This is a genomic window from Streptomyces sp. NPDC005281, assembly GCF_040607495.1.
Taxonomy (GTDB): domain Bacteria; phylum Actinomycetota; class Actinomycetes; order Streptomycetales; family Streptomycetaceae; genus Streptomyces.
Genome location: NZ_JBEXGX010000020.1, coordinates 1 through 17,021, shown reverse-complemented (window position 1 = coordinate 17,021; position 17,021 = coordinate 1). Strand labels below are relative to the sequence as shown.

Genomic DNA, 17,021 nt, shown 5'->3' with positions numbered 1-17,021 from the left:
GCCATGACGGAAGACCCGATGCCCGACATGGCCCGCACGGACCGGATCGTGAGGATGGGACAGTCCCCGCGCAACGTCCGCGAGGCCCTGCGCAAGTCGGTGTGGATCGTCATCTGGCTGGTGTTCCTCAGCTCGCCGGTCCACGACCTCGTCTCCGGCCACCACACGCCCCCGGCCACCGCGGCCGGCTGGGCGGGCCTCGCGGCCTTCGTCGCGGTCTATCTGACGCTGGTCTTCCGGCACATGGGCAAGGCCTTCACGGGCTCCCTGGCCGTCGCCCTCATGGTGCTGGGCCTCGGCGTGCTGGCCGTCGTCCTGTGCCTGACGCTCGGAGCGCCCTGGCTCGGCCTGTTCGTGTACGTCTCGGTCGCCTGCGGGACGACGTTCCCGTTGCGCGTCTCGTACTGGACCATCCCGCTGACCGCCGTCGTGATGCTGCTCGTCGGCCTGCACGGCGGCGAAGGGGACGCGCGCAACCTCGTCCTGCTCGTCGTCCTCATCGGCTTCGCGATGACCGGCGTGCGGCAGCTCGTCCTCACGACGGTGGAACTGCGCAAGGCACGGGCCACCGTCGCCCAGCTCGCCGCGAACGAGGAACGCCTGCGGCTCGCCCGCGACCTGCACGACCTGCTCGGCCACTCGCTCTCGCTGATCACGCTCAAGAGCGAGCTGGCCGGGCGGATGCTCCCCGGGCACCCCGACAAGGCGGCCCAGCAGGTCGCCGACATCGAACAGGTCAGCCGTCAGGCCCTGGTCGACGTACGCGAGGCGGTGACCGGCTATCGCAGGCCCCGGCTGGCCGGTGAACTCGCCGGAATACAGGTCGCGTTGACCGCGGCGGGTGTCGTCGCCGACCTGCCGGCCGAACCCGACCTCGACGGCGTTCCGGACGAGAGCGAGTCCGCGCTGGCCTGGGCGCTGCGCGAGGCGGTCACCAACGTCGTACGGCACAGCGGTGCCCGGCGCTGCACCGTGGAACTCGTCCGGCGCCAGACCCTGGACGGTCCCGTGCTCGAACTCTCGGTGGAGGACGACGGCTCGGGCGGCACCTCGGGAGCCGCACCCGGCAACGGCCTGACCGGGCTGACCGAACGCCTGGAGAAGGCGGGCGGATCGATGGAGGCGGGGCGTGTCCGGCACGGGTTCCGGCTGGTGGCACGGGCGCCCTTGGAGGGGGGCGGGGCCTCTGCGGGCGCGGCGGGCGACCCCGTAGGATCCGGTGCATGAGCCGCACGATCAAGGTCCTGCTCGCCGAGGACCAGTCGATGGTCCGCGAGGCACTGGCCGCCCTGCTGGGACTTGAGCCGGACATCGAGGTGGTCGCCCAAGTGGCGCGCGGCGACGAGGTGCTGGCCGCGGCCCGCGCCCACGACGTGGACGTGGCGCTCCTCGACATCGAGATGCCCGGAATGACGGGCATAGAGGCGGCGGCCGAGGTCCACAAGGAGCTCCCGGGCGTCAAGCTGCTCATCCTCACCACCTTCGGCCGCCCCGGTTACCTGCGCAGCGCCATGGAGTCCGGCGCCGACGCCTTCCTGGTCAAGGACGCCCCGGCCGCCCAACTCGCCGCGGCCGTACGCAAGGTGCTGGCCGGCGAGCGTGTCATCGACCCCACCCTGGCGGCGGCCGCGCTGGCCGAGGGCGCCAACCCCCTGACCGACCGCGAACGCGAGGTCCTGCGCGCCGCCGCCGACGGCTCCACCAACGCCGAACTGGCCAAGGCCCTCCACCTCTCCCAGGGCACGGTCCGCAACTACCTCTCGACCGCGATCCAGAAACTCGCGGTACGCAACCGGGCGGAGGCGGTACGGACCGCCCGCGAGAAGGGGTGGCTGTAGCCGCCCGCAGGACCACCCGCACCGGCCTCGGCCTCCCGGGGAACCCGCCGGAACCTTCGTGTTCGCCGAAAGGACCAGGGCCTGTCGACCACGCCGGGGGCCGGGCGGCAAGATGGCTCCATGGCGGAAGACAATCTTGAGGCCCGAGCGGAACGACGGCTGGAGGCGGGAGACCCCGCCGCGGCTCTGTCGCTGTATCTGCGGGCGTGGACGAGCCCGGACGACGATGTCGCGGACAGGATCCTGGACCTCGTGCACGAATGGGGTGACATCGGCGCCGCGCTGGAGCTGATCTCCGCGGCCGCGGCGGCGGGTGACGCCGGGGCGTACGAGGCCCTGGCCGATCTGCTGATCGAGCTCGACCGGCCCGAGGAAGCGGTCTCGGCCCTGGAGCAGGCCGCCCGCGGCGGCCGCGACGTCACCCTGTGGACGGCCGCGGTCCTGGCCGAGGAGATCGGGGACAGGGCGCGCGCGGAGGAGTACTACCGGCAGGCGCTGGCCGCGGACAACCCCCGGGCGCTCAACGACTACGGCGCCTTCCTCAGCGACGACGACGAACGGCTCGACGAGGCCGCCGACCTGCTGCGCCGGGCGGTCGGCCAGGGGGACACCATGGCGGCCGGAAACCTCGGCAGGCTCCTCGCCGACCAGGAGGAGTACGAGGAGGCCCTCCCCTGGCTGCGACAGGCTCTGGACGCGGGGCATCGGTCGGTCCTGGTGGTGCTCGGCGAGGCCGAGAACGCCACCGGCGACGTGGAGGCGGCCGGCACCCACCTGCGTGAGGCCCTCGCCGAGGAACTGCCGGGCGCGCATTTCGCCTATGCCCTTCACCTGGTCGACGGCGGCGCCGAGCAGGAGGCCGTGCCCCACTACGAGGCCGCCATCGACAAGGACGAGGAGATCAACGCCTACCTGAACCTCGCGCTCCTGCACGAGGACCTCGACCAGTGGGAGCAGGCCGAGCGGCGCTACCAGGACGCGATCGGCCACCAGGACGAGGAGGCGTACCTGCACTACGCGCAGTTCCTCGCGGAGCGGGGCCGGCCCGAGCGGATCGGCGCGCTGCTCGCCGAGGCACGGGAACTCGACATCGATCCGGAGGACATCGAGGAACTGCGGGTCCTTGCCGGGGAAGGGCGTCCCGCCGGAGCGTGAAGCGGGATGTGCCCGGGGCCGGCCGGCCCCGGGCATCCGCCTGTGCCGCACGAGCGAGGCCGTCGAGGATCACCCGTGCCGCACGGTGCGATCAGTTGAGCATCGCCCTTGCCGCGTGGGCCTGTCGGCGGACCTGGGACGCGGCCGGTTCGTCGACCGCCGCCACCACGTCGGCGTAGGCGTCCAGTTCGGTCGCCCCGGTCAGGAAGTCACCTCGCTGGACCAGGAGTTGGGCCCGCTCGTAACGCAGCCGCGCCGGGTGCGAGGGCAGCAGCAGGGAGAGTTCCACCGACCACAGGGCCACATCGGAGCGCTCGGGCCGGGTGGCGGCCCAGGCCCGGACGTTGTTCAGCACGCGCAGGACGACGTCGAGCGGGTCGGCGGGGATGAGCATCGACGGGTCGAGCGGGGCGCCGGTCGCGCCCGCGACGAGGAGCTGGGCGTCCTGGCCGGTGAGCACGCGCCCGCCGTCGAAGGGGTCGGCGAGCACCTGTTGCTCGGGCGGGCCGAAGCCCACCACGAAGTGACCGGGCAGCGCGACCCCGTGGACCGGCGCCCCGGCCCGCCGCGCGACCTCCATCCACACCACCGAGAGCAGGATGGGCAGCCCGCGCCCCCGGCGCAGCACCGCGTGCAGCAGCGAGGACTCCAGCCGCTGGTAGTCGCCCGGAGAGCCGCGGAATCCGCAGCGCCCGCCGAGGAGCTCGGCCAGGGCGGTCGCCCACGGCAGGGGGCCGCCCGGACGGAAGGGCAGCAGGCCCGCCAGCTCGTCCAGCCGGATCTGCGCCGCGTCCATCCCGGTGTCGTCCAGCGTCCCGTCCGCCGCGGCGCCCACCAGCAGGCACAGCTCCGCCAGGTCGGGCCGCTCGGCCCGCGCGGCGTCGGCGAACCGCCGCCGTACCTCGTCGGCTCGCTCGGGCTCGGGTGGCTGGGGGGAACGCATATCCGGCTCGTGCCCCGTCACGTCGATCGATACGGCTCGACACCCGGACCGGTGTCCCCGGGCAGCCCGCCCGTCTCCGGTGCGGCGTCCGTACCGGCGCTCGGCGGGCCCGCCCGCGTGACGGGGGCGGCCGGCCACCGGTAGTGGTGGTACACGTGGTGCGGGGCGAAGCCCATCCGGGCGTACAGCTCCCGCGCCCCCGTGTTGTCCGTCTCCACCTGGAGCCAGGCCGCCGAGGCGCCCTCCTCCAGGGCCCGGCCCGCCAGGGCGGCCATGACGGCCGTGGCGAGGCCCCGGCGGCGCAGGTCCGGGTCGACCTCGACGGCGGCGAAACCGGCCCAGCGGCCGTCCACCACGCACCGCCCGATCGCCGCCGGAGCCGCGCCCCCGGTACCGGGCACCGTCGCGAACCACACCGAGGGACCGCCGCCCAGCACCTTCAGGGCCACGTCGCCGACGCCCTTGCGCTGGTAGCGGCCGAGCCACGCCTCGTCCGCCGTGCGGGAGAGCGTCACCCCGGGAGCCTCCCGGTCCGCGACCGGCGCCAGCGGGCCGGTCCACAGCTCCGCGGTCACCTCACGCGTCCAGCCGCGTTCCTCCAGCTCGGCGCAGAGCAGCTCCTGTGTGCCCTCGGCACCGGTGGCGGTCTGGACGAAGGCGGGCAGGTCACGGGCCGCGTACCAGTCCCGTACGTACGTCAGGGCCCGGTCGAGCGGCACGCCCGGGTCGGCCAGCGGCAGCACGGAGTTGGCGCGCCGGGTGAACCCGCCCGCCGCCCGCAGCTCCCAGCCGCCGAGCCGCTCGCTCTCCACCGGCGGCCAGGCCCGCGCCGCGACACGCGCGAGCTCCTCGTAGGACGCCGCGGGGCCGCGTCTCCGTGCGGGCGCGGACGGGACGACCTTGGCCGCGACCAGGGACGATTCCGTGATCCGGACACGTTCTCCGGTCCGTCGTGTGATCAGCAGCACGCCGTTGTCCCATGATGTGAGAACACCGACCGTATCGGTGAACTTCTCCACCGTGTCTCCGTTGTCGATCAGGCGCCGCACCGAGACGCGTTTGCCCACGTCAGCAGCGGTGACGCGGACCTCCAGGCGGCCGGCGGCAGAGAATTCCACAGGTCAGTTCACCCCTCCTGTTCGGATCATGCCCAAGAACGGAGATACTAGGGGCGGGCATCGACGACGCCGCGCTCCCGCGCGCCAGGTGGCGGAGCCTGTGACAGGCCCGCCAGCGCCCTATCGAGGAGGAACGACAGCGTGACCTACGTCATCGCGCAGCCTTGTGTCGACGTCAAGGACAAGGCGTGCATCGAAGAGTGCCCGGTCGACTGCATCTACGAGGGCTCCCGGTCCTTGTACATCCACCCGGACGAATGCGTCGACTGCGGAGCCTGTGAGCCGGTGTGCCCGGTCGAGGCGATCTTCTACGAGGACGACACTCCGGAGGAGTGGAAGGACTACTACAAGGCGAACGTCGAGTTCTTCGACGAGCTCGGCTCGCCCGGTGGTGCCAGCAAGCTCGGGCTGATCGAGCGCGACCACTCCTTCATCGCAGCGCTGCCGCCGCAGAACCAGTAAGCGGCCCGCGCCGGTTCGACGCGCCGCCTCGGTCCCGTACGGCCTGGTCACTCCGGTCGCCGTACGGGACCGAGGCGTTTGCGGCCCCGGCCGGCGCCGCATCCGTGCAGCAGCCCGTACCCGCGTGTACGGGTCGTACGTACGAGAAAGTGAGCCTGATCCCGTGTCCGCAGTCTCCGACCGGCTTCCCGTCTTTCCCTGGGACAAGCTGGAGCCCTACAAGGCGACCGCCGCCGCTCACCCGGGCGGCATCGTCGACCTGTCCGTCGGCACCCCGGTCGACCCGGTGCCCGAGCTGATCCAGAAAGCCCTGGTCGCGGCCGCGGACTCGCCCGGCTATCCCACGGTGTGGGGCACGCCCGAGCTGAGGGACGCGCTCACCGGCTGGGTGGAGCGACGGCTCGGTGCACGGGATGTCACCCACCGGCATGTCCTGCCGATCGTCGGCTCCAAGGAACTGGTCGCCTGGCTGCCGACCCAGCTCGGTCTCGGCCCCGGCGACAAGGTCGCGTACCCGCGCCTCGCGTACCCGACGTACGAGGTCGGCGCGCGGCTCGCGCGGGCGGAGCACGTGGTCTACGACGACCCGACGGAGCTGGACCCGGCGGGCCTGAAGCTGCTGTGGCTGAACTCCCCGTCGAACCCGACCGGCAAGGTCCTGTCCGCCGCTGAGCTCGCCCGGATCGTCGCCTGGGCCCGTGAGCACGGCATCCTCGTCTTCTCCGACGAGTGCTACCTCGAGCTGGGCTGGGAGGCCGACCCGGTCTCGGTGCTGCACCCCGACGTGTGCGGCGGCTCCTACGAGGGGATCGTCTCGGTCCACTCGCTGTCCAAGCGCTCGAACCTGGCGGGCTACCGCGCGGCCTTCCTCGCGGGCGACCCCGCCGTCCTCGGCGAGCTCCTCGCGATCCGCAAGCACGGCGGCATGATGACCTCCGCGCCGACCCAGGCCGCCGTGGTCGCCGCCCTCTCGGACGACAGCCACGTCCGCGAACAGCGCGAGCGCTACGCCGCCCGCCGCACCGCCCTGCGCGACGCACTGTTGAGCCACGGTTTCCGCATCGAGCACAGCGAGGCGAGCCTCTACCTCTGGGCGACGCGGGACGAGTCCTGCTGGTCCACGGTGGCCCACCTGGCCGAGCTGGGCATCCTGGTGGCCCCCGGCGACTTCTACGGCGAGGCGGGCGAGCGGTTCGTCCGCGTGGCCCTCACCGCCTCGGACGAGCGTGTGGCGGCGGCGGTGGACCGCCTGCGGTAGTCCGGCCGCACAACAGCGAAACGGGGGTCCGGGGAAGCGAGTTCCCCGGACCCCCGTCGCCGTACGGCACGACCCGGACGGCAGGCCCCGGCCCGAGGACGGGCTCCGGCCTGATGGCAGGCTCCAGCCCAGCGGCAGGCCCTGGCCCTACAAGCAGGCCCTGGCCGTACAACGGCCCTACCCCCCCTACATGCCAGGCCCGCCCTGGCCGTACAACAGGCCCTACCCCCCCTACATGCCAGGCCCGCCCTGGCCGTACAGCAGGCCCTAGCCCAGCGGCAGGCCCTTCAGTGGCAGCTGTCCCGTCGGCAGACCGCCCTTGGTCACGGCGTCGGTCGGCAGGCCGCCGCCCGCGGTCTTCGCGGTGTCACCGAGGAGGCCGCCGGCCTGCCCGGCCGCGTCCCCGGCCACCTTCTTCGCGATGGGCGCGGCCTTCTTCGCGACGGGCGCGGCTTTCTTGGCGACCTTGGCACCGGTGCCCGGCAGGGCCTTCCGGACCGCCTGTCCACCGGACTTGCCGGCGATCCCGGTTGCATGGTGCGTCGCTCCGTCGAGGGTGCCGGCGACGTTCGCCCCGTCCAGGGCGGTCAGCCCGCCGAGGGCGGGCGTGGCCGGCAGGTCGGTCGCCGCGCAGGCGGAGCCGGCCGCGCCGACCACGGGTGCCGCTCCGGCCGCGACGAGCAGCGCGACACGGGCGATCCGGCGGGTCAGGGAGAGGGACATGGTGCTCCTTAGACGGAAGAGAACGGGGAAGTGTCCTTGCCGTGCCCGGCCGTTCGCCGACCGTCGGCGAACCGCGTCACCGGATGCCGGTCGGCCGAACTGATCGTTCCGGGCTCGGACGCAGTGACTACCGCTCGAAGTCCGCGAAGGTTGCGGTGCCCCGATGTAAAGAGTTGGCAATGCGTCGCATTATCGTTTGTGGATAAAAACGGGCAAAGAATACCCGGCCGAGGGGTCGGTGGGACCCTCATGCCCCTTTGGTCCCAAGGGATTTCACGGACGGGAGAGTGAGCGCCCGAAAGCGCGCGCACATCGCCGTCGGGGAGGGTCGGGTCCTCCCCAGGGGTGAGGACCCGTACTACTGCCCGGTGACGATCCGGACCTCGGCCGCGGCCTCCTCGGCACCCGTACCGCTCTTGGCGTCGGCCGTGCGCCACGAGCCCTCGGACGTCCCCGCGGTCCACTCGCGCCCCGCGTACGTCACCCGGTCGATGTGCAGGGCCGAGGAGTTGGCCACGGCCCAGTGCGCCACCTCCCAGCCGCGGCGCAGCGCCCCGGTCCCGGTGTCGGACCCCTCCTCGTGCACGGGGACCGTCACGGTCCGGTCCGCGGTTGCCGTGGCCGCCGGGGAAGCGGACGAAGCCGGGGAGGCGGGGGAGGCCGCCGAGGCCGAGGCGACCGGGGAATCCGAGGCGGCCGGTGCCGGCGACGCGAAGGAACCCGCGGCGTCCACCGTGGCCCCCGCCTCCTGGAGCACATCACGCCCGAAGTCCCGCGCGAGCGCGGCGCGCACCGGCGCCGGGCCGCCCGCGGGGGTCGCGGCCGGACGCCCCTGGCAGGTCAGAGTGGCCGCCGCGCGGCCGGTCAGGGCGGCGGCGAGCAGCGTGGCGTCCGGCTCGTGCTTCGCGTACGCCTGCGGGAAGCCGCTGTGCTGCACCCGCTGCGCGGCGACGGTGAGCGGCAGCCGTGAGTAGCCGGGCACCTTGGCCAGGTGCTCGTAGAAGATGCCCGCCGCGTACGTCGGGTCCATGATCTGCTTCTCGGTGCCCCAGCCCTGCGACGGACGCTGCTGGAACAGGCCGAGGGAGTCCCGGTCGCCGTGCTGGATGTTGCGCAGCCCCGACTCCTGGAGCGCCGTCGCGAGGGCGATGGCCACCGCCCGCTCGGGCATGCCCCGGGAGGTGCCGACCGCAGAGATCGTCGCCGCGTTCACCGCCTGCTCGGGGGTGAATTCGTACGACGCGCCGTCGCCGTTGGCGGAGACGACCTTGCACCGGGGCGCGCCCACGCCGCCCGTGAGGTACTGCACGCCGAGGTAACCCGCGACCGCGAGCAGGACCACGAGGGCCCCGCCGAAACGCAGGAGGCGACGGCGGCGTCGCCGGACAGGAGTGGGGGACGGCTCAGACACGCGTACAAGGTACTGGAGAGCGCTGTGGGCGAACCGTGGGGCTGTGGACAACGCGAGCGCGACCGGGGGATACGACCCCATCCGGCTGCTTTCGGGACGCCCCTGCGGGGCGCGTAGGGTCGACGCCATGGCCGACACCCCGCTTGACCTCACTCTCGACGCCGCCGAGCTCACCGCGCGGCTCGTCGACTTCCGCTCGGAGAGCGGCACCGAGAAGCCGCTCGCGGACGCCGTCGAGACCGCCCTGCGCGCCCTGCCGCACCTGACGGTCGACCGGTACGGCAACAACGTCGTGGCCCGCACGCACCTGGGCCGCGCCGAGCGGGTCGTCCTGGCCGGTCACATCGACACCGTGCCGATCGCCGGCAACGTGCCCTCGCGCCTCGACGAGAACGGCGTGCTGTGGGGCTGCGGCACCTGTGACATGAAGTCGGGCGTCGCCGTCCAGCTCCGTATCGCGGCCACCGTCCCCGAACCCAACCGGGACCTCACCTTCGTCTTCTACGACAACGAAGAGGTCGCGGCCGATCTCAACGGGCTCAAGCATGTGTCCGAGGCCCACCCCGAGTGGCTGCGGGGCGACTTCGCGGTCCTCCTGGAGCCCTCCGACGGGCAGGTCGAGGGCGGCTGCCAGGGCACGCTGCGGGTGCTGCTGAAGACCAAGGGCGAGCGGGCCCACTCCGCCCGCGCCTGGATGGGCTCGAACGCGATCCACGCGGCCTCCCCGATCCTCGCCGCGCTGGCCGCCTACGAGCCGCGCCACCCGGTGATCGACGGCCTGGAGTACCGCGAGGGCCTGAACGCGGTGAACATCTCGGGCGGGGTCGCCGGCAACGTCATCCCCGACGAGTGCGTCGTCACCGTCAACTTCCGCTACGCGCCCGACCGTACCGAGGAGGAGGCGGTCGAGCACGTCCGCGAGGTGTTCGCCGGCTGCGGTGTCGAGGAGTTCGTCGTCGACGACCACAGCGGTGCCGCCCTCCCCGGCCTGTCCCATCCGGCCGCCGCCGCGTTCATCGAGGCGGTGGGGGGCACTCCGCAGCCCAAGTACGGCTGGACGGACGTCTCCCGCTTCAGCCGGCTCGGCGTCCCGGCGGTCAACTACGGCCCCGGCAATCCCCACCTGGCGCACAAGCGGGACGAGCGAGTGGAAACGGCCAAGATCCTCGCGGGTGAGGAGCGGCTCCGCGACTGGCTCACCGCCTGAGGGCGCCGTGTACCCGTCGGCTGTTCACGGCGGACATGCCGACGTCCCCCCGCCGTAACCAGCGGAGATCTACGCTGGGGCGGAACGACCTTCCCCCGCAACGGCTTCGGCCGGAGCGGGGGAGATCCGTACGCGGAGGGAGTGGACATGGCTACTGGCAACCCGGAGGGCAAGAAGCGGCCACCGGACGAGCAGCGGCTGGGCCCGGTGCTGCGCAGGCGGAACCAGGTTCAGGCGAGCACCACGGACCAGCGGCTGCTGGACGCGGGAGGTCCGTCGGACTGGGTGCACACCGACCCCTGGCGCGTTCTGCGCATCCAGTCGGAGTTCATCGAAGGCTTCGGCACACTGGCCGAACTCCCGGCTGCGATCAGTGTGTTCGGCTCGGCGCGGACGCCGGTCGACTCGCCGGAGTACGAGGCGGGAGTCGCCCTCGGGCGCGGACTGGTCGAGGCCGGGTTCGCGGTGATCACCGGCGGCGGACCGGGAGCGATGGAGGCCGCCAACAAGGGCGCCCTGGAGGCCAAGGGCATCTCCGTCGGCCTCGGCATCGAGCTTCCCTTCGAGCAGGGGCTGAACCCGTACGTCGACATCGGCCTGAACTTTCGCTACTTCTTCGTGCGAAAAATGATGTTCGTGAAATATGCCCAGGGATTTGTGGTTCTGCCCGGCGGCCTCGGCACCCTCGACGAACTCTTCGAGGCACTGACCCTGGTCCAGACGCAGAAGGTCACCCGCTTCCCCATCGTGCTGTTCGGCACGGAGTACTGGGGCGGGCTCGTGGACTGGCTCAAGAACACCCTCGTCGCCCAGGGCAAGGCGGCCGAGAAGGACCTGATGCTGTTCCACGTGACCGACGACGTGGACGAAGCGGTGGCACTGGTGTCGAAGGAGGCCGGCCGCTAACCCAGGGAGTACGGGGCAGGCGGCACAGAAGCGGAGGGGGTACGGGAGCAGAGGGGGTACGGGAGGGGCCGCGGAGCCGGTGCCTCCCGTACCCGTCGCGCCCCGCGCACCCCTCATGCCTCTCGTACCGCTTGGGCGTCCGTACCCCGGCGCGCCCCGTCCGTCACGCCAGCCCGCGCCTGGCCACCGCCGGCGGCCGGTGCCCGGCGATCGAGGCCACCATGTCCAGCACCTGGCGGGTCTCCGCGACCTCGTGGACGCGGTACACCTGCGCCCCCAGCCAAGCGGAGACGGCGGTCGTCGCCAGCGTCCCGACGACCCGCTCCTTGACCGGCCGGTCGAGCGTCTCGCCCACGAAGTCCTTGTTGGAGAGGGAGACGAGAACCGGCCACCCGGTGGAGACCATCTCCCCGAGCCGCCGTGTCGCCTCCAGGCTGTGCCGGGTGTTCTTCCCGAAGTCGTGTCCCGGATCGATGAGCACCGACTCGTGGGGCACCCCGAGGGCGACCGCGCGCTCCGCGAGGCCGAGCGTGACCCGCAGGATGTCGGCCATCACGTCGTCGTAGGCGACCCGGTGCGGGCGGGTACGGGGCTCGGACTCCCCGGCGTGCGTGCACACGAGCCCCACGCCGTACCGGGCGGCCACCTCGGCCAGCCGCGGATCCACTCCGCCCCACGCGTCGTTCAGCAGATCGGCACCGGCCTCGCAGACCGCCTCGCCGACCTCGTGCCGCCAGGTGTCGACGCTGATCACCACGTCGGGGAAGCGGCGGCGCACCTCGGCGACGAAGCCGACCGTCCGGCGGGCCTCCTCGTCGGCGGTGACCTCCTCGCCGGGACCGGCCTTGACCCCGCCGATGTCGATGATGGCGGCACCCTCGGACACCGCCTGCTCCACGCGCGCGAGGGCGGGCTCGTCGCGGAAGGTGGCCCCCTGGTCGTAGAAGGAGTCCGGGGTCCGGTTCACGATCGCCATGATCACCGGCTCGTGCGCGTCGAATTCACGCCTGCCCAGCCTGAGCATCCCCTGTGACCTCTCCCAGTAAGTCGCACCGATAAGCCGCCTGCGACCTTAACTGTCAGACTCGCATGGCACGATCGGGGCCTGACACTTCCAGCGTCAGACTGCTTTCGCCAGCACCAGTACTTTCGCGCCGACGCGACCCGCGCCGGCACCAGAGCGTGGGGACCTCAGCGATGTTCATGTTCTTGTTCCTGGTCGTCGCCCTCGCCGTCGTGGTCGCCGCGGTGACCCTGTCCGTGGTGGGCGGCGGCGAGAGCACGCCCCTTCCGGACGCCGGGCCCGAGCGGCTGCGCGATCCGCTGCCGTACGACCGTCCCGTGCACAAGGGCGACGTGGACGCGCTGCGTTTCGCCGTCACCATGCGCGGCTACAGCATGGCGGACGTGGACGACGCACTCGGCCGGCTGGGCGCCGAGATCGGCGAGCGGGACGCCCGGATCGCCGACCTGGAGACCGCGCTGGCGGGCGCCCGCGCGGCGAGTGCCACCACCTCGCTGCGCAAGCACCCCGAGGACGAGCGGTGAGCGAGGCGCTGGCCGGACCCGACGGCGCGCTGCGCTGCCCCTGGGCGCTGTCCACCGAGGACTACGTGGCGTACCACGACGAGGAGTGGGGCCGGGCGGTCCACGGCGACGACGCCCTCTACGAGCGGCTGTGCCTGGAGGCCTTCCAGTCGGGGCTGTCCTGGATCACCATCCTGCGCCGCCGCACCGGCTTCCGCGCCGCGTTCTCGGACTTCGAGATCGCCGAGGTCGCGACGTACACGGAGGCCGACGAGGCGCGCCTGCTCGCCGACCCGGGGATCATCCGCAACGGCGCCAAGATCCGGGCGACGATCGCCAACGCGCGCGTGCTGGCCGAATGGGCCCCGGGTGAGCTGGACGAGCTCATCTGGTCCTTCGCCCCCGACCGGGCCACCCGGCCGGCCCCCGAGAAGCTCTCCGACGTACCGGCCGTCACCGACGAGTCGACCGCCCTGTCCAAGGCGCTCAAGAAGCGCGGCATCCGCTTCGTGGGCCCGACGACGGCGTACGCCCTGATGCAGGCGTGCGGCCTGGTGAACGACCACCTGGCGGACTGCACGGCGCGCCACGTCGGGTGACCCGGTGGCCCCTTCACGCGTGAGGGGTGTCCGCCGCGGACCACGCGCGGCCCGCGGTGTCCCCTCGGACGGTCGGGGCACCGGATCCGCGGCGCCCCCGGACGGTCAGCGCCCCAGGTACTTGGCCTTCTCCTTGTTCACGAAGGCCTGGACCGCGATGGCGTGGTCCTCGGACGCTCCGGCCCGCCCCTGGAGCTCGTCCTCCTTCTCCAGGGTCTCCTCCAGCGAGTGGGTGAGCCCGAAGGCGACGGACTCCTTCAGCGCGGCGTACGCCAGCGTCGGCCCGGAGGCCAGCGCCCGCGCCACCTTCTCCGCCTCGGCCCGCAGCTCGGCGGCCGGAACCAGCCGGTTCGCGATGCCCAGCTCGTACGCCTCCTGGGCGCTGATGCTGCGCGGGAACAGCAGCAGATCGGTGGCGCGGCTCGGGCCGATCACCCGGGGCAGCGTCCAGGAGATCCCCGAGTCGGCGGTCAGCGCGACACCCGCGAAGGACGTGTTGAAGGCGGCGGTGTCGGCGACGACGCGATAGTCGGCGGCGAGCGCGAAACCGAACCCGGCCCCGGCGGCGACACCGTTGACCCCGGCCACCACCGGCTTCGCGGCGCCGGTCAGCGCCCGCACGATGGGGTTGTAGTGCTCACGCACGGTCCTCATCGTCCCGCCCGACCCCGACTCCCTGTCGGCGGCCAGCAGCCCGATGTGCTCCTTGAGGTCCTGGCCCACGCAGAACGCCCGGTCGCCGGCCGCGGTCAGCAGGATCGCCCGTACGGCGTCGTCATCGGCGGCAGCCTGCGCCGCGTCCCGGAGAGCGACCTTGGTCTCGGTGTTCATCGCGTTCATCGCCTCGGGGCGGTTGAGCGTGATCGTCGCGAGTCCGTCGCTCACCTCGTAGAGCACGGTGTCGGCCATGGTGGGTCCCCTCCGGGGGTCGCGGTTCGTCGTACCGGCCGGTACGTCCAGTGTCCGATGACAGCATGGCGGAGATCACCGACGGTGGCGCCGGGCGTACATGTGACCTGCATCAAAGAATTCCGCACCCTGGAAGTCGGTGCGGCGGCGAAGTATCGCAGTCACATCGCCGAATTGGGTGGTTTTGCTCAAGCGCGTTGCGCAAGCGATGCCGACTGATGTTGGTCATCGGGTCCTGAGATGCGAGATAATGGCCTGGAAGCAATGTGTTCGATGCCGGTGACGTGTGTCCTATGAGGGGACGTGCGTGCCCTCCGAGGGGGCCGTCGGCGACGATGAACTGGTTTCAGGAAGGGGAACGAGCATGGCGGCCATGAAGCCGCGGACGGGCGATGGCCCGCTCGAGGTGACCAAGGAGGGGCGGGGCATCGTCATGCGCGTTCCGCTCGAAGGCGGCGGTCGGCTCGTCGTCGAGCTGACCCCTGACGAGGCTGACGCGCTCGGCGACGCCCTCAAGAAGGTCGTCGGCTGACGCGGAACGCGACCCACACCTCTTTCGGCTTCCCCGGCACCGTACATGGTGCCGGGGAAGCCGTGTTTCCGGCTCGAAGGGACCGCCGCGATGCTCGGCTGACCGGGGTCGGTGAGGGCGTACGGCCTGGTCAGGGGCGCGCGGCGGGAAGCAGGCCGGCCTCGGGCCGGTCGTCGGAACGGGTGGCGGACCGGGCGGCGGTCAGCGTTTGACCGCGCACAGCAGGCCGTCGCCCACCGGCAGCAGCGACGGCACCAGCTCCTGGCTCTCGCGCACCGCGCGCAGCAGTTCGCGCAGCCGGCTCACCTCGACCGGCTGCGGTCCCGAGTCCACGGTGCGGCCGTCCGCGAACACGCCTTCGAAGGCGACGAGCCCGCCCGGACGCAGGAGGCGCAACGATTCAGCGAGGTAGTCCAGGCACTCCAGCCGGTCGCCGTCGCAGAACACGAGGTCGTATCCGGCGTCCGCCAGACGGGGCAGGACATCCAGCGCGCGGCCCGGGATGAAGCGCGCGCGATTGCTGGCGAACCCGGCGGCGCGGAAGGCCTGACGGGCGAACTGCTGGCGCTCCGGCTCCGGATCGACCGTGGTCAGTACCCCGTCCGGCCGCATGCCGTGCAGAAGATGAATTCCGGAGACGCCGGTCCCGGTGCCTATCTCGGCGACCGCCTTCGCGTCCACGGTGGCGGCGAGAAGGCGCAGCGCGGCGCCCGTGCCGGGCGTCACCGAGCGCAGGCCGGCCTCGTGGGCCCGGTCCCGGGCCCAGGCCAGCGCCTCGTCCTCGGCGACAAAGGCGTCGGCGAAAGCCGCCCAGCTCGTCTGCCGGTTGCCGGTAATGACCCTCTCCTGTCCCCGTGATTGCCTGGGCGTGACTGTATCCGTTGGTGCTGGGAACCTGCGGGTGGGACCGGGCGTTTAAGGGGGTGGGAGCACCGAGCGGGGGGAAGTCGATGGACCGGTACACGGAGCGGGGCCGAGGGCAGACGTCGGCGCACCCATATGAGCCGGTATCAAATTCGCGTAAAACCGCTTATCCGGAGCTAACGGGCGAGGTGGCTATGGTAGGGGCTCCACTGGACACCACCAGAGCCGACAGGGGAGGTGCGGCTGCGCCTGTGGATCGGGGAGGGGTGCTTCGGCGCCTGCTCAGATCGACGGGTGAGCCGAAATCCGTGACCGACAACGCTGACCAGCTCCCCGTTGCTGCCCCGGCGCAGACCGCGACGTTCACCACCGACGCGGAGTCGCAGGCGTGGACTCCTCCGACGTGGGAGGAGGTCGTCAGCACCCACAGCGGTCGTGTCTACCGTCTCGCCTACCGCCTCACGGGCAACCAGCACGACGCCGAGGACCTCACCCAGGAGGTCTTCGTCCGCGTCTTCCGTTCGCTGTCGACCTACACGCCCGGCACCTTCGAGGGCTGGCTCCACCGCATCACCACGAACCTCTTCCTCGACATGGTGCGGCGCAAGCAGCGCATCCGCTTCGACGCCCTCGGCGACGACGCCGCCGAGCGGCTGCCCAGCCGCGAGCCCTCCCCGCAGCAGGTCTTCAACGACGCGCACTTCGACGCTGACGTCCAGCAGGCGCTGGACACCCTCGCGCCCGAGTTCCGCGCCGCCGTCGTCCTCTGCGACATCGAGGGACTGTCCTACGAGGAGATCGCCGCGACCCTGGGCGTCAAGCTCGGCACGGTCCGCTCCCGGATCCACCGCGGCCGCTCCCAGCTGCGCAAGGCCCTGGCACACCGGTCTCCCGAGGCCCGCGCCGAGCGTCGCTCGTTCGCGGCCCGTGTGCCCGTGCTGGGGGGAGGGGGCGCGACCGCGTGAGTGGAACCCGTCCCACCCCTGCCGAGCAGCACCTCGGGGACCGACTTTCCGCCCTGGTGGACGGAGAGCTCGGCCATGAGTCGCGCGACCGCGTCCTGGCCCACCTCGCCACCTGCGCGAAGTGCAAGGCCGAGGCCGACGCCCAGCGCCGACTGAAGAACGTCTTCGCGGAGATGGCCCCGCCGCCGCCCTCCGAGAGCTTCCTCGCCCGCCTCCAGGGACTCCCCGGGGGAGGCGACTCCGACAGCCCGCGGCTGACCGGAGGAGCCTTCGGCGGCGGACTGCCCGGCGGCCCGCCGGGCACCGGATTGCCCGGAGTCTTCGGCATGCGCGGCCAACCCTTCGGCTACGTGCCCGCCGGACCGCACGCCGATGTGCTGCCCCCCTCCCCGGGGCGCGGCTTCCGCATCCACGACGTCAGCCGCCACGAGCCCGACCGGTCCGCCTCTCGCGGACTGCGCTTCGCCTTCGTCGCCGCGGGCGCGGTGTCGCTCGCGGCCGTCGCGCTCGGCGGAGTGACCACCGGTGTGCCCGGGGACACGGACGCCCGCGGGGCCGGAGCCGGCAGCAATGTGACGCCGTCCAGGACCCAGGGCTCCGGCGC

The 17,021-nt window shown here is 72.3% G+C and carries 19 protein-coding genes; 12 read left to right on the top strand and 7 right to left on the bottom strand.

Going from position 1 to position 17,021, the window contains the following annotated elements:
- The first annotated feature begins 3 nt into the window (after positions 1 to 3).
- The 3 genes from ABZV42_RS26315 to ABZV42_RS26305 all read left to right on the top strand — a co-directional run bounded on the left by ABZV42_RS26315 (position 4) and on the right by ABZV42_RS26305 (position 2,993).
- Positions 4 to 1,227, top strand: a complete 1,224-nt coding sequence (locus ABZV42_RS26315) for a sensor histidine kinase (protein WP_356053932.1) — start codon at positions 4 to 6, stop codon at positions 1,225 to 1,227.
- Entirely contained in the window at positions 1,224 to 1,838 is a 615-nt protein-coding gene (locus ABZV42_RS26310) for a response regulator transcription factor (protein WP_355985833.1), read from the top strand. Before ABZV42_RS26315 ends, ABZV42_RS26310 begins: the two co-directional genes overlap by 4 nt.
- A 120-nt stretch (positions 1,839 to 1,958) precedes the next feature.
- Positions 1,959 to 2,993, top strand: a complete 1,035-nt coding sequence (locus tag ABZV42_RS26305) for a tetratricopeptide repeat protein (protein WP_355985836.1) — start codon at positions 1,959 to 1,961, stop codon at positions 2,991 to 2,993.
- Between the two features lie 91 nt (positions 2,994 to 3,084).
- Here the strand turns inward: ABZV42_RS26305 and ABZV42_RS26300 are convergent, their stop codons facing one another.
- Positions 3,085 to 3,936 carry a transglutaminase-like domain-containing protein gene (locus ABZV42_RS26300; protein ID WP_356053811.1) on the bottom strand — a complete coding sequence of 284 codons (852 nt, stop codon included), beginning with the start codon at positions 3,934 to 3,936 and terminating at the stop codon, positions 3,085 to 3,087.
- Between the two features lie 17 nt (positions 3,937 to 3,953).
- Positions 3,954 to 5,054, bottom strand: a complete 1,101-nt coding sequence (locus ABZV42_RS26295) for a GNAT family N-acetyltransferase (RefSeq protein ID WP_356053809.1) — start codon at positions 5,052 to 5,054, stop codon at positions 3,954 to 3,956.
- A gap of 141 nt (positions 5,055 to 5,195) precedes the next feature.
- Here ABZV42_RS26295 and fdxA point away from each other — a divergent pair, with 141 nt between their 5' ends.
- The gene (gene fdxA, locus ABZV42_RS26290) at positions 5,196 to 5,516 is read left to right on the top strand and encodes a ferredoxin (protein ID WP_016642910.1); all 321 of its coding nucleotides are present in this window, start codon (positions 5,196 to 5,198) and stop codon (positions 5,514 to 5,516) included.
- Between the two features lie 163 nt (positions 5,517 to 5,679).
- Positions 5,680 to 6,774: a bifunctional succinyldiaminopimelate transaminase/glutamate-prephenate aminotransferase gene (locus ABZV42_RS26285; RefSeq protein WP_356053807.1), complete on the top strand. Its 1,095-nt coding sequence runs from the start codon at positions 5,680 to 5,682 to the stop codon at positions 6,772 to 6,774.
- A 267-nt stretch (positions 6,775 to 7,041) separates the two neighbouring features.
- On the opposite strand, the gene ABZV42_RS26280 is transcribed toward ABZV42_RS26285, so the two are convergent.
- Positions 7,042 to 7,497, bottom strand: coding sequence for an ATP-binding protein (locus tag ABZV42_RS26280; protein ID WP_356053805.1), 456 nt, complete (start codon positions 7,495 to 7,497; stop codon positions 7,042 to 7,044).
- A 358-nt stretch (positions 7,498 to 7,855) separates the two neighbouring features.
- Complete coding sequence (locus tag ABZV42_RS26275; protein ID WP_355985849.1) at positions 7,856 to 8,908, bottom strand: heavy metal transporter; 1,053 nt, start codon at positions 8,906 to 8,908, stop codon at positions 7,856 to 7,858.
- A 127-nt stretch (positions 8,909 to 9,035) separates the two neighbouring features.
- On the opposite strand from ABZV42_RS26275, the gene dapE reads away from it, so the two are divergent.
- Both dapE and ABZV42_RS26265 read left to right on the top strand, forming a co-directional pair.
- The gene (dapE, locus tag ABZV42_RS26270; RefSeq protein WP_355985851.1) at positions 9,036 to 10,115 is read left to right on the top strand and encodes a succinyl-diaminopimelate desuccinylase; all 1,080 of its coding nucleotides are present in this window, start codon (positions 9,036 to 9,038) and stop codon (positions 10,113 to 10,115) included.
- Between the two features lie 147 nt (positions 10,116 to 10,262).
- A complete protein-coding gene (locus ABZV42_RS26265) occupies positions 10,263 to 11,021 on the top strand; it encodes a TIGR00730 family Rossman fold protein (protein ID WP_355985853.1) in 759 nt (252 codons plus the stop codon).
- Positions 11,022 to 11,184: 163 nt separating this feature from the next.
- Here ABZV42_RS26265 and folP read toward each other — a convergent pair whose 3' ends face one another.
- Complete coding sequence (folP, locus tag ABZV42_RS26260; RefSeq protein ID WP_355985855.1) at positions 11,185 to 12,045, bottom strand: dihydropteroate synthase; 861 nt, start codon at positions 12,043 to 12,045, stop codon at positions 11,185 to 11,187.
- A gap of 173 nt (positions 12,046 to 12,218) precedes the next feature.
- Between folP and ABZV42_RS26255 the strand changes: the two genes are divergently transcribed.
- Complete coding sequence (locus ABZV42_RS26255; protein WP_355985857.1) at positions 12,219 to 12,569, top strand: DivIVA domain-containing protein; 351 nt, start codon at positions 12,219 to 12,221, stop codon at positions 12,567 to 12,569.
- Positions 12,566 to 13,147, top strand: a complete 582-nt coding sequence (locus tag ABZV42_RS26250; protein WP_355985859.1) for a DNA-3-methyladenine glycosylase I — start codon at positions 12,566 to 12,568, stop codon at positions 13,145 to 13,147. The genes ABZV42_RS26255 and ABZV42_RS26250 overlap by 4 nt, the downstream gene beginning before the upstream one ends.
- Before the next feature lie 105 nt (positions 13,148 to 13,252).
- Here ABZV42_RS26250 and ABZV42_RS26245 read toward each other — a convergent pair whose 3' ends face one another.
- Complete coding sequence (locus ABZV42_RS26245; RefSeq protein ID WP_355985861.1) at positions 13,253 to 14,056, bottom strand: enoyl-CoA hydratase-related protein; 804 nt, start codon at positions 14,054 to 14,056, stop codon at positions 13,253 to 13,255.
- Between the two features lie 364 nt (positions 14,057 to 14,420).
- Between ABZV42_RS26245 and ABZV42_RS26240 the strand changes: the two genes are divergently transcribed.
- The gene (locus tag ABZV42_RS26240) at positions 14,421 to 14,588 is read left to right on the top strand and encodes a DUF3117 domain-containing protein (RefSeq protein ID WP_003966491.1); all 168 of its coding nucleotides are present in this window, start codon (positions 14,421 to 14,423) and stop codon (positions 14,586 to 14,588) included.
- A gap of 201 nt (positions 14,589 to 14,789) precedes the next feature.
- On the opposite strand, the gene ABZV42_RS26235 is transcribed toward ABZV42_RS26240, so the two are convergent.
- The gene (locus tag ABZV42_RS26235; RefSeq protein ID WP_355985913.1) at positions 14,790 to 15,425 is read right to left on the bottom strand and encodes an O-methyltransferase; all 636 of its coding nucleotides are present in this window, start codon (positions 15,423 to 15,425) and stop codon (positions 14,790 to 14,792) included.
- 293 nt (positions 15,426 to 15,718) lie between these two features.
- On the opposite strand from ABZV42_RS26235, the gene sigE reads away from it, so the two are divergent.
- Both sigE and ABZV42_RS26225 read left to right on the top strand, forming a co-directional pair.
- Positions 15,719 to 16,417, top strand: coding sequence for an RNA polymerase sigma factor SigE (gene sigE, locus ABZV42_RS26230; protein WP_356053803.1), 699 nt, complete (start codon positions 15,719 to 15,721; stop codon positions 16,415 to 16,417).
- A partial coding sequence (locus ABZV42_RS26225; RefSeq protein WP_356053801.1) for an anti-sigma factor occupies positions 16,414 to 17,021 on the top strand: 608 nt, incomplete at its 3' end. The genes sigE and ABZV42_RS26225, both read left to right, overlap by 4 nt.

Excerpts from the sequence above, each read along its gene's own strand:
- ABZV42_RS26305 (WP_355985836.1), top strand. The coding sequence starts at position 1,959 with ATGGCGGAAGACAATCTTGAGGCCCGAGCGGAACGACGGCTGGAGGCG.
- dapE (WP_355985851.1), top strand. The coding sequence starts at position 9,036 with ATGGCCGACACCCCGCTTGACCTCACTCTCGACGCCGCCGAGCTCACC.
- ABZV42_RS26265 (WP_355985853.1), top strand. The coding sequence starts at position 10,263 with ATGGCTACTGGCAACCCGGAGGGCAAGAAGCGGCCACCGGACGAGCAG.
- ABZV42_RS26245 (WP_355985861.1), bottom strand. The coding sequence starts at position 14,056 with ATGGCCGACACCGTGCTCTACGAGGTGAGCGACGGACTCGCGACGATC.
- ABZV42_RS26240 (WP_003966491.1), top strand. The coding sequence starts at position 14,421 with ATGGCGGCCATGAAGCCGCGGACGGGCGATGGCCCGCTCGAGGTGACC.
- ABZV42_RS26255 (WP_355985857.1), top strand. The coding sequence starts at position 12,219 with ATGTTCATGTTCTTGTTCCTGGTCGTCGCCCTCGCCGTCGTGGTCGCC.
- ABZV42_RS26315 (WP_356053932.1), top strand. The coding sequence starts at position 4 with ATGACGGAAGACCCGATGCCCGACATGGCCCGCACGGACCGGATCGTG.
- ABZV42_RS26310 (WP_355985833.1), top strand. The coding sequence starts at position 1,224 with ATGAGCCGCACGATCAAGGTCCTGCTCGCCGAGGACCAGTCGATGGTC.
- ABZV42_RS26280 (WP_356053805.1), bottom strand. The coding sequence starts at position 7,497 with ATGTCCCTCTCCCTGACCCGCCGGATCGCCCGTGTCGCGCTGCTCGTC.
- ABZV42_RS26300 (WP_356053811.1), bottom strand. The coding sequence starts at position 3,936 with ATGCGTTCCCCCCAGCCACCCGAGCCCGAGCGAGCCGACGAGGTACGG.
- folP (WP_355985855.1), bottom strand. The coding sequence starts at position 12,045 with ATGCTCAGGCTGGGCAGGCGTGAATTCGACGCGCACGAGCCGGTGATC.